The following is an 11,265-nucleotide window of genomic DNA, read 5'->3' as shown; positions in this document are numbered from 1 at the left end:
CCCGCATGAACCACTCCGTCCCTCCCCGACGCTCGTCAGATCTCCGGCCCCCGCCCCGCCCCCCGCCCTCCCTCCTCCCCTCCCCCACCCCATCCCCCGTACCCCTACCCCGCCACCCCGGGGGATGGGAGGAGAGCGAGGAAGGCGGGCGGTCGGATCGGCGGGGCTCGCGGGATGTGCGAGCCGTGGCCGGTCCGGGATTCGGCCGGCTCGACCTTGCCGTGCGGGCCCGCCTTGTGCGCTCCGTGCGCGCTCTGCGGGTGCACGGCCGCGCCGAGGGTGGCCGGGGAGTCACCCGTCACGGCGATGTCCCCCGACCGGTCGGTGCGCAGCACCGCCGCGCCGAGCCCGCGCAACCGGTCCACCGTCCGCGGGGACGGGTGCCCGTACGAATTGCCCTCGCCGCACGAGATCAACGCCAGCCTCGGCCGCAACGCGTCGACCAGGTCCCAGTACTGATGGGCGGACCCGTGGTGCGCGACCTTCAGGACGTCCACGCGCCCCAACCGCCCCGACAACGCGGCCTGGGCAGGCGGTTCGAGGTCACCCAGCAACGCCATCCGCAGCCCGCCGGCCACCGTCACCACCATCGCGACGCTCGCGTTGTTGGCGCCCGGCGCCTCGACGTCCGCACCGGCGTCGGGCCAGACCACGTCCCACGCCAACTCCGGACCCGCCGAACGTCGTTCACCCCGCCTGGCACGGATCAGCGGCACGCCCGCACCAGCCGCCCAACCCGTCACCCGGGCCGCCTCACCCGGGGGATCGTTCAGCGTGGTGCCCTCGATCGCACCGACACTGCGCCCCCGGAGCACCCCGGGCACGCCCTCGACGTGATCGGCGTGGAAGTGTGTCACCAGGAGCAGCGGCACCCCCGTGACACCGAGGTCCCGCAGGCACCGATCGGCCGCGTTCGGATCCGGCCCCGCATCGACCACCACCGCGCTGCCCGGCACGTCCGTCGACAGCACCAGCATGTCTCCCTGGCCGATGTCACACATCACCATGCGCCACCCGGGCGGCGGCCACCCCGTGGCGACCCGGCTGAGCGCCGGCGGGCGCAGCAGCACCGCCATCAGGACCACCAGCAGTACGCCGGTCACCAGCGCCCGCACCCACCGCCGACCCCGAGGACGTGCACCGGGCTCCGCACGCCGGGGAAGCAGCAACGGCGCAGCCCAGCAGACCCCCAGAGTGGCCAGCGCGACCGTCACGACACCGAACCAGCCACCCGGCCAGGGCAGTTGCCCACCGGGCAGCTCGGCCCCGCGTCGTGCCACCAGGGCCAGCCAGCTCGCCGGCACCCCGGCGGGCTCCGCGAGCAGCCGGGCCAGTGCCGGGGAGAACGGCTCCAGCACGAGCACCCCGAAGCCGAGCAGCGTCGCCGGGGCCACCGCCAGCTCGGCCAGCAGGTTGCATGGGACCGCGACCAGGCTGACGTGCCCGGACAGCACCACCGTCACCGGCGTGCACAGCGCCTGGGCCCCCGCCGTCGCCGCGAGGGCGCCCGCCAGGTGGTGCGGCCAGCGCCGCGACCGCAGCGCCTCGGCCCAGCGCGGCCCGAGGACGAGCAGCCCCGCGGTGGCGAGCACGGACAGCAGGAACCCGTAGGACCGCGCCAGGTACGGATCCATCAGCACCAGGACGAGCACCGCCCCCGCGAGCGCGGGCACGGCCTGCCGGGGCCGGCCGGTGGCCAGCGCGAGCATGCCGATCAGGCCCGTCCCCGCCGCCCGCAGCACGCTGGGTTCCGGTCGGCAGATCGTGACGAAGGCCAGCGTCAGCGCCGTCCCGAGCAGGGCGCTGGTGCGCAGCGAGAGGCCCAGCAGCGCGGCCAGCCCGCGCCGCTCGGGTGTGCCCGCCTGGCCCGGGGAGCCCAGCAGGGCGCCGAGGACGATCGCGAGGTTGGCCCCGCTCACCGCCACCAGGTGCACCAGGTCGGTGGCCCGGAAGGCGTCCAGGAGGTCGTCGGGGAGCCGTGAGGTGTCCCCGACGACGAGCGCGGGCAGCAGGCCCCGCGCGTCCGGCGGGAGCGCGTCGCTGGCCGTCCGCAGGCCCTCGCGCAGCCGCCCGGCGATCCGCTGCGCCAGGCTCGGCGGCGCGAGCAGCCGGGGCTCGCCGCGGGCGACCAGCAGCGCCGCGGCCTCGGTGTCGTACCCCTCCCCCGCCGGCCTGACCTCGGCCTCCACGGCGAGCCTGGCGGACGGGAGCAACCCCAGCCACGGACCGGCCTCCTGCCCCCGCACCATGAGCGTGACCGGTGTCCGGGTCCGGGTGGCCCGTCCCTCGGAAGCGGTGACCCGGTCCACCATCGCGTCCAGCGTGAGCACGGACTGCCCACCGGTCATACCGCCCCGGAACGCGTGGGACCTGGGATCGCCGACGACGGTCAGCTCGACGTCCACGACCCGGTCCGGCTCGCCCGCCGAACGCGGTGGGCCGTGCTCGGCCGCCCGGGCGAGGCTCGGCAGCGGCCCGCGGTGCAGGTCGGCGGTGTGCAGGAGCGTCGCGGAGGCCGCCGCCGCGCCGGTGAGCAGGATCGCGGCCAGTGTCGCCACCACCCCTCCACGGCGGAGCGCACCCGGCCGGGCCAGCGTCGCGACACCGGCCAACGCGGCCGCGCCCGCCAGCCAGAAGAACACGGCGTCGTGCCCCGGCACCCGTCCCAGGAGCGCCGCCGCGACCACCCACGCGGAGATGGCCGGGAGCAGCAGCCGGAAGTCGGCACCGGTGGTGCGGACGGACGAGGCCTGGTCGGTGGCGGACATGGCGGTACCTCCCTTCGGCGGGACGGGTTGGCGCACGGGACGTCAGAGGGTGAGCAGCGGACGGAGTTCCGCGTACTTCCGCGCACCGATCCCGCTGACCTGCCGGAGCTGGTCGAGCGTGCGGAACGAGCCGTGCGACGTGCGGAACGCGAAGATGCGCTGGGCGAGGGTCGGACCGACACCGGGGAGGGCGTCGAGCTGTTCGAGAGTGGCTCGGTTGAGGCTGACGGGCTGCCTCGACCGGACAGCGGGCGGAGGACCCGGACCGGGCCCGGCGGCCGAGCCGGGCGGCGACGCAGGCTCGCCGACGAGGATCTGCTCACCGTCCGTCAGCACCCGGGCGAGGTTGAGACTTCGGGTGTCCGTCTCCGGCAGCGGACCTCCTGCCACCCGTAGCGCGTCGGCCACCCGTGAGCCGCCGGGCAGGGTGTGCAACCCTGGCGCGTGGACCCGACCGCCGATGTCCACCACGACGACGGGCTCGGGGGCAGGAGGCGGCACCGACGCGGGCGGACCGCCCTCCGTACCCGTCTCCGCCGCCCCGGGCGGGAGCGAGGGTGACAGCATCGACGGCCCGGAGCCCGCCGCCAGCGCCGGCACCGCGACCGCCTGCGGCCGGGCCAGCCAGAAATGCTGCACGGCGTACCCGACCGCGAACAGCAGCAGGACGGCCAGCCCCACCACCGCCCGCCGGTCCAGCATCACCGCCGGCCCGAACCGGAACGGCGCCCGCTGCCCCACCTCCAGCGGCTCCACCGGGCCAGGCTCACCCGGCGCCGCGCCCGGTCCACCGACACTCGAAACAGGCTCCGAAGCAGGCCCCGAAGATGGCCGCGAAGATGGCCGCGGAACAGACCCCGAAGGCGGCCCCGCGGCCCCCGCCTCCCCAGCCCCCGCTTCCCCGGCCACCGGCAGCGCCGCCACCGGCAGCGCACTCGTAGCCGGCAGCGCACTCGTCACCGGCAGCACAGCCGCCATCCGCAGCCGGACGGTCTCGTCGAGATCGTGGCGCTTCGCCGCGCCCAGGCCCATGCTCGTCATGCGGAGCACGGTAGGAGCCCGCGATCGAACGCGCGGACATTACCGAACCCCTGTGGACAACACGGGAGTTGTGGATAAAACAGCTAACTCGCACGAGTGATGGACCGCCCGCAAGGTTGACCACACGCCGCGGGGGAGCGGCTCCCGCCCCCTACGCCCCCGGCGAACCCACCCCCGGCGAACCCACCACCGGCGAAACCACCACCGCCAGCAACCCCGGCCCGACGTGCGCCCCGATCACGGCCCCCACCTCGCCGACGTACAGCTCCCGCAGCCCCGGCACCCGCTCCCGCAGCCGATCCGCGAGCGGCTCCGCCCGGTCCTCCGCCGCCAGGTGGTGCACGGTGATGTCGACCGGCCCCTCCCCCGACCGCTCCACCGCGATCTCCTCCAGCCGCGCGATCGCCCGCGAGGCCGTCCGCACCTTCTCCAGCGGCTCGATCCGCCCCCCGTCCAGGTGCAGCAGCGGCTTGACCGCCAGCGCCGACCCGAGCAGCGCCCGCGCCGCCCCGATCCGGCCGCCGCGCCGCAGGTGCTCCAGGGTGTCGACGTAGAAGAACCCGCTGGTCCCGCCCGCCCGTCGAGTCGCGGCACCGGCCGCCGCGGCCAGGTCTTCGCCCGCGGCGATCGCCTCGGCCGCCGCCAGCACCCCGTACCCGAGGGCCATGCCCACGAGCCGGCTGTCGACCACCTCCACCGGGACGGGCGCCTCGGCCGCCGCCAGCCGGGCGGCCTCCACGGTGCCGGACAGCTCCCCCGAGATGTGCACCGAGACGATGCCCTTGGCCCCGGCCTCGGCCGCCGCGCGGTAGGTCGCGGCGAAGGATTCGGGGTTCGGCCGGGAGGTCGTCACCCGCTGCTTGCCGCGCAGCGCCTCGGCGACGTCCTTCGGCGAGATCTCGACGCCTTCGGCGAGGACCGCGTCCCCGACCACGACGCTCAGCGGGACCACCGTGATCCCGTGCCGGTCGAGGGCCTCCTGCGGCAGATAGGCCGTGGAATCCGTGACAAGTGCGAGGTCGGAGGGCATGAGGCGGAGGTTACTCCCCGTTCGGCCGGGATGACAGCGCCGGCCGCCCGGCACCCGGACGACGCCGTCGCGCCGCTCGAACAATCCTGCACGGCCGCTCGAACAGCCGCCCCCGGAGGCCTGCCGGGGCCGTCGGCGCCACCGGATCAGCCCGCCGAGGGGCCCGCCGACGGCTTCCGCAGCCGCTGCGCGAGCTTGGCCAGCGGATCGCCGAGCCCGAGCAGGTCCTCGGCGCTCGGCCGCCCCTTCCCGTCGGTGAGCCCGGCCCGAGGCGTCGACGCCTCCCCGGCCGCACCCGCCCCCGCCGAACCCGAAGCCCCCGAAGCCGCCACCCGCGAAGCACCCGAAGAACCCGCCGAACCCGGAGAACCCGCCGAACCCGGAGAACCCGCCGAGCTCGAAGCCCCCGCCGAGCTCGAAGCCCCCGCACCGTCCCAGTGCCGCAGCGCCCCCGCCTCGCTCTCGCACTCCTGGCTGAGCCTGCTCAGCTCGTCCTCCGCGAACCGGTGCATCCGGTCCTGCGCCGCCCACCGCATGGTCTCCGCCGAGTGGGTGATCCGCTCGGCCCGCTCGCGCAGCTCGGGCAGCTTGGCCGCGATCCGCCCGGTGTCCGGCTCGCGCTCCAGCACGCGCAGCTCGCCGTCGAGCTCCGCCGCGTGGGCGTCCAGCCGGGTCAGCAGGGCGAGCGCCTCACCGAGCTGGCCGTCCTGGGCGAGGCCGGCCTCCAGCACCTGCCGGGTGCCGTCGAGCGAGGTGCGCAGGCCCAGCCGGACGGCGGCGATCTGCCCCTGCGGGCCGGGCTTGGTGAACGTCTTCGCCTTGAGCGTGGCGTTCTCGACCGCGCGCCGGGCGTTGGCCTCGTGCCGTTCGACCTTGGCGGCGACGGCCTTGGCCGCCTTGACCGTGCCGGCGACGGCCAGCACGACCACCGCGATCCCGAAGAGCAGGACCAGGCCGATCATCACGCCGAGCACGTCCATCACGAGCCACCTTCCGCCACCGGGCCGACCGCCGCCGGTCCGCCCCCACCGATTCGACCCCTCCGGGCCGACGCGGGCCGCCCCGCCGAGGGTTCCACGGTAGCCGTCGGCCCGGTCCCGGGGGCAGGCCGAACGGGCCCGATCAGCCGAGATCAGGGACAGATCGGGGATCCTCCGGAGGGCGTACCCCCACACGCCCCGCACCCCGCACCACACGCCCCGCGCCACACGCGCCATACACCCCACGAAAACGGGCGGGCGTCCCGAAGGACGCCCGCCCACAAGAGCCGTCAGCCCGTCACCCCGTGACGATGTTGACCAGCTTCGGCGCCCGAGCGATCACCTTGCGCACCGGCGCGTCCCCGATCGCCGCGACGACCGCCGGGTCGGCCAGGGCCAGCGCCTCCAGCTCGGCGTCCGAGATCGTCGGCGCGACCTCCAGCCGGGCCTTGACCTTGCCCTTGATCTGCACGACGCAGGTCACGGCCTCGTCCACGACGTACGCCGGGTCGGCGACCGGGTAGTCGGCGTGCGCCAGCGAGTCGCCGTGGCCCAGCCGGCGCCACAGCTCCTCCGCGATGTGCGGGGCCAGCGGCGCGACCAGCAGCACCAGCTGCTCGGCGACGGCCCGCGGCGTGGAACCGCGCTTGACCAGGTGGTTGTTCAGCTCGATCGCCTTGGCCACGGCCGTGTTGAAGCGCAGCCCGGCCATGTCGCCGCGGATGCCGTCGATCGCCTTGTGCAGCGCGCGCAGCGTGGCCTCGTCGGGCTGCTCGTCGGTGACGACCAGTTCACCGGTGGACTCCGAGACGACGTTGCGCCACAGCCGCTGCAGGAAGCGGTACGAGCCGACGACGGCCCGGGTGTCCCACGGACGCGAGACGTCCAGCGGGCCCATCGACATCTCGTACAGGCGCAGCGTGTCCGCGCCGTACTCGTCGGCGATGTCGTCGGGGGCGACGGCGTTCTTCAGGGACTTGCCCATCTTGCCGGCCTCGCGCTTGACCGGCTCGCCCTGCCAGTAGTACTTGCCGTCGCGCTCCTCGATCTCGGCGGCGGGCACCGGGAAGCCGCGCTCGTCGCGGTAGACGTCGGCGGTGATCATGCCCTGGTTGAACAGCTTGTGGAACGGCTCGACGGAGGAGACGTGGCCCAGGTCGTGCAGCACCTTGTGCCAGAAGCGCGCGTACAGCAGGTGCAGCACGGCGTGCTCGGCGCCGCCGACGTACAGGTCGGCGCCGCCGGCCGGCTTGTTCGCCGTCGGGCCCAGCCAGTAGCGCTCGTTGGCCGGGTCCACCACGGCCGCGCCGTTCGACGGGTCGACGTAGCGCAGCTCGTACCAGCACGAACCCGCCCAGTTGGGCATGGTGTTGGTCTCGCGGCGGTACTTCTTCGGCCCGTCGCCCAGGTCCAGCTCGACATTGACCCAGGCCTCGTTGCGGGACAGCGGGGTCTTGGGCGAGGAGGTGGAGTCGTACGGGTCGTAGGTGTGCGGCGAGTAGTCGTCGACCTCGGGCACCTCGACCGGCAGCATCGACTCGGGCAGCGCGTGCATCACGCCGTCCTCGTCGTAGACGATCGGGAAGGGCTCGCCCCAGTACCGCTGGCGGCTGAACAGCCAGTCGCGCAGGCGGTAGTTGACGGTGCCCTCGCCGATGCCATGCCCGGCCAGCCACGCGGTGGCGGCGGCCTTGGCCTCGACGACGCTCAGCCCGTTCAGCGACAGGTCGCCCTGCTCGCGCGCGGAGTTGACGATGACGGAGTCGTACGTGTCGAAGGCGTCGTCCCACGTCGACGGGTCCTCGCCGCGCCCGTCGGTCGGCTCGACGACGCAGCGCATCGGCAGCGCGAAGGCGCGGGCGAACGCGAAGTCGCGGTGGTCGTGGGCGGGGACGGCCATGATGGCGCCGGTGCCGTAGCCCATCAGCACGTAGTCGGCGATGAACACCGGGACGGGCTGCCCGCTGACCGGGTTGACGGCGTAGGCGCCGGTGAAGACGCCGGTCTTGACCTTGGCCTCGACCTGCCGCTCGACGTCCGACTTGGCGGCGGCCGCGGCGCGGTAGGCGGCGACGGCTTCGGCGGGGGTGGCGGCGCCGCCGGTCCACTCGGCGGGCACGTCCTGCGGCCACGCGGCCGGCACGATGGAGTCGACCAGGCCGTGCTCGGGGGCCAGCACCATGTAGGTGGCGCCGAACAGGGTGTCGGGGCGGGTGGTGAAGACGGTGATCTTCTCGCCGTCGCCCACCGCGAAGTCGGCCCGGGCGCCCTCGGAGCGCCCGATCCAGTTGCGCTGCTGCAGCTTGATGGCCTCGGGCCAGTCCAGCAGGTCCAGGTCGGCGATCAGCCGGTCGGAGTAGGCGGTGATCCGCATCATCCACTGGCGCAGGTTGGACTTGAACACCGGGAAGTTGCCGCGCTCGGAGCGGCCGTCCGCGGTGACCTCCTCGTTGGCCAGCACGGTGCCCAGGCCCGGGCACCAGTTGACCGGCACCTCCTTGGCGTAGGCCAGGCGGTACTCGCCCAGGACCTCGTCGCGCTCGGCGCCGGACAGCTCCGTCCAGGCGCGCCCGCCCGGCACCTCGCGCGAGCCGGACTCGAACTCGGCGATCAGCTCGGCGATCGGGCGGGCCTTGCCGGCCGCCTCGTCGTACCAGGAGTTGAAGATCTGCAGGAAGATCCACTGGGTCCAGCGGTAGTACTCCGGGTCGATCGTGGAGATCGAGCGGCGCGGGTCGTGGCCCAGGCCCAGCCGGCGCAGCTGCTGGCGCATGTTGGCGATGTTGGCCTCGGTGGAGACCCGCGGGTGGGTGCCGGTCTGCACCGCGTACTGCTCGGCGGGCAGGCCGAAGGCGTCGTAGCCCAGCGTGTGCAGGACGTTGTGGCCGGTCATCCGCTGGTAGCGGGCGTAGACGTCGGTGGCGATGTAGCCCAGCGGGTGGCCGACGTGCAGGCCCGCACCCGAGGGGTACGGGAACATGTCCATGATGAAGCTGTGCGGCTTCGCGGTGACGTCGCCCGCGGCCGGGTCGGCCAGGTCGCCGGCCGGGTTGGGAGCGTTGAAGGTGCCTTCCTTCTCCCAGATGTCCTGCCAGCGGGACTCGATCTCCGCCGCCAGCGCGGCGCTGTACCGGAACGGCTCGGTCGCGGTCTCGGCCGCACCGGACGCAGGGGTCGTCTCGCTCATGGTCCTTCAAGCTCCATCGATGTCAGTTGGCGAACCGCGCACGTGAACCGTGCACATGGACTACGCCCATGGACCACCCCCATGGACCGCCCATGGACGGGACACGGGACCGGGCATGTGAACCCCGGACGCGGCGGGCCGGTACCGAAACCCCGGACCGGGCCGGAAACGGGGCGGAAAACAAAAAAGCCCCTCGCAGGAGGGGTCGCCACGCCGACTCCGGCACCGCCCGAGGGCGCAGCCGGTCCTGGTCAGCGCGGCCGGCTAAGGAGCAGGCGCACGGTTCGCATGGGCTCAGGGTACCGCAAGCGGGTCAGCGCGCTCCCGGGGATACCGCCCGCCCGGCCGCGTCGAAGTCGCGCAGCGCCCGCGCGACCCGCTCGGACTGCATGCCGGAGGCGAGCGTGCGGGCCGCGGCGGCGGTGCGGGCGGCCTCCCGCTGGTCGCCGAGGCGGCGGTGGGTCTCGGCCAGCCGGACCATCAGCAGCGCCTTCGCCCGGGCCCGGCCGGGGCCGAGGCCTGCGACGGCCTCGGCGAGCAGCGTCTTGGCCCTGCGGTGTTGGCCGAGGAACAGCCGGCCCTCCCCCACCATGCCGGCCAGGTCGGCGCGGGCCTCCTCGGTGCCGGGCAGGCCCTCCAGTTCGGCGAAGGCCCGCTCGGCGGCCTCGGCGGCCTCCTCGGCCAGGCCGCGGCGCCCGTACGCGCGGGAGATCCGGCCGAGCTGGCGGGCCCGGCCGGGGGCGCCGAGCGCGTGGCCGTGCGCGTCGAGGGCGGTGGTCAGCGCGGCGACGGCGTCCAGGCCGCGCCCGCCCGCGCCCTGGGTGGCGAGCACGACGAGGCCGCCGAGCACGAAGACGCCGAGCCGGGCGTCGCCGCTGACGTGGGCGGCGCGCAGCGCGGCGACGAACGCCCGCTGGGCGGCGGCGTCGTGGCCGAGGTCGTAGGCTGCCCAGCCGGCCAGCCGGGCGAGCCGGCTGGACTGGCCGTAGAGGTCGCGGCCGAGCCGTTCGTCGTAGGCGCCGAGCTCCAGCAGCTTGGCCACCATGGCGAGTTCGGCGCGCGCGGGGCCGAGGACGAGGCCGCCGCCGCAGGAGCGTTCCAGCCGCTGCTTGCTGCGGTAGGAGAGGCCGAGTTCGCCGACGAGTCCGGGGTCGACACGCAGCGCGCCCTCGCCACCGCCGACGGGCGGGGGCGGGGAGGAGAGCCGGTCGGCGGCCTGGTCGAGGTCGGCGCTGCGGAAGAAGTCGGTGAGGCGGACGGGCCCGGCGTCGGTGGCCGCCTCGCGGAGAGCGGTCTGGGCGTTGTCGGCGGTCCACGGGTCGGTGAGCAGCCGGGGCGAGAGGATCTTGGCGCCGCGGTGGCCGCCCATGCGGCCCCAGAGCTGCTCGTAGGTGACGGCGATGCCGAGGGTGCGGCTGAGCACCTCGCACACGGTCTGGTCGTGCGGGCTGCGCGGCACCATGCCCCGGTCGCGCCACTTGTAGGGGGCGGTGGAGCTGATCGCCAGGCCGGGCGGCAGGGCGAGGCTCACCTCGCGGGCGAGCCGCTCCGGACTCCAGCCGAGCTGGTGCAGTATCCGGGCCAGTTCCTCGTTCCGCCTTCGCTCCAGATCGGCCATGGCACGACGGTAGCGGTCCTGCGCGGTCCCGTGCCGGTGGCATGCACAGACGAGGGGCGTACGGCGGGGCGCACGGGCCGGAACGGCGGAGCCCACGGAGGCCAGCCGGAACGGCGGGGCGCGCGGAGGCGGGAACGGCCGAGGGCCGCCTCCCGGATCGGGAGACGGCCCTCGACTTCTGTGGAGCTATGGGGAATTGAACCCCAGACCTCTTGCATGCCATGCAAGCGCTCTACCAACTGAGCTATAGCCCCTTGACCTGCGATGTCACCGGGGTTTCCGTCCGGTTTCCCTCGGCGACATCGACTACTTTACACGGTCGCGGGGGTGCTCCACTAATCCGTTTCCCGGCCCCGACGTCCCGGCCCCGACCGAGGAACACCGAGCCGAGCACTGCGGCCCCGATCGCCCGGCCGAGCTGGATGACCGTCACCATCCCGCCGCGGCACCCCGCCGAGCCGGCCGGGCGACCGGCGGCCGGCGACACGTCTGCCGAGCCTGACCGGCCACCGGAGAACGGTGCGGGAAAACACGAGAGGCCGCCACCCGGTGGGTGGCGGCCTCTCGGCGACTGTGGAGCTATGGGGAATTGAACCCCAGACCTCTTGCATGCCATGCAAGCGATCGGAAGAGCGTCGGGG

6 protein-coding genes and 1 tRNA gene are annotated in these 11,265 nt (G+C 74.4%); all 7 read right to left on the bottom strand.

Going from position 1 to position 11,265, the window contains the following annotated elements:
- Positions 1-104: 104 nt before the first annotated feature.
- The 7 genes from ACWCXH_RS38850 to ACWCXH_RS38820 all read right to left on the bottom strand — a co-directional run bounded on the left by ACWCXH_RS38850 (position 105) and on the right by ACWCXH_RS38820 (position 10,878).
- A complete protein-coding gene (locus ACWCXH_RS38850; protein WP_449806235.1) occupies positions 105-2,768 on the bottom strand; it encodes a ComEC/Rec2 family competence protein in 2,664 nt (887 codons plus the stop codon).
- A 42-nt stretch (positions 2,769-2,810) separates the two neighbouring features.
- Positions 2,811-3,524, bottom strand: coding sequence for a helix-hairpin-helix domain-containing protein (locus ACWCXH_RS38845; RefSeq protein ID WP_449806234.1), 714 nt, complete (start codon positions 3,522-3,524; stop codon positions 2,811-2,813).
- A 436-nt stretch (positions 3,525-3,960) separates the two neighbouring features.
- Complete coding sequence (locus tag ACWCXH_RS38840; RefSeq protein WP_449806233.1) at positions 3,961-4,839, bottom strand: DegV family protein; 879 nt, start codon at positions 4,837-4,839, stop codon at positions 3,961-3,963.
- A gap of 146 nt (positions 4,840-4,985) precedes the next feature.
- Positions 4,986-5,819: a hypothetical protein gene (locus tag ACWCXH_RS38835; RefSeq protein ID WP_449806232.1), complete on the bottom strand. Its 834-nt coding sequence runs from the start codon at positions 5,817-5,819 to the stop codon at positions 4,986-4,988.
- Between the two features lie 298 nt (positions 5,820-6,117).
- A complete protein-coding gene (gene leuS, locus ACWCXH_RS38830) occupies positions 6,118-9,006 on the bottom strand; it encodes a leucine--tRNA ligase (RefSeq protein ID WP_449806231.1) in 2,889 nt (962 codons plus the stop codon).
- A gap of 313 nt (positions 9,007-9,319) precedes the next feature.
- Positions 9,320-10,624, bottom strand: a complete 1,305-nt coding sequence (locus ACWCXH_RS38825; protein ID WP_449806230.1) for a hypothetical protein — start codon at positions 10,622-10,624, stop codon at positions 9,320-9,322.
- A gap of 181 nt (positions 10,625-10,805) precedes the next feature.
- Positions 10,806-10,878: transfer RNA gene (locus ACWCXH_RS38820), tRNA-Ala, on the bottom strand.
- Positions 10,879-11,265: the final 387 nt, after the last annotated feature.

The sequence above is a fragment of the Kitasatospora sp. NPDC001660 genome, assembly GCF_053596725.1.
Note: the sequence above shows the minus strand (reverse complement) of the source record. Positions and strands in the feature narration are given on the sequence as shown.

Bases quoted from the DNA above. Each gene is read 5' to 3' on its own strand.
- leuS (WP_449806231.1), bottom strand. From the start codon at position 9,006: ATGAGCGAGACGACCCCTGCGTCCGGTGCGGCCGAGACCGCGACCGAG.
- ACWCXH_RS38835 (WP_449806232.1), bottom strand. From the start codon at position 5,819: ATGGACGTGCTCGGCGTGATGATCGGCCTGGTCCTGCTCTTCGGGATC.
- ACWCXH_RS38840 (WP_449806233.1), bottom strand. From the start codon at position 4,839: ATGCCCTCCGACCTCGCACTTGTCACGGATTCCACGGCCTATCTGCCG.
- ACWCXH_RS38850 (WP_449806235.1), bottom strand. From the start codon at position 2,768: ATGTCCGCCACCGACCAGGCCTCGTCCGTCCGCACCACCGGTGCCGAC.
- ACWCXH_RS38825 (WP_449806230.1), bottom strand. From the start codon at position 10,624: ATGGCCGATCTGGAGCGAAGGCGGAACGAGGAACTGGCCCGGATACTG.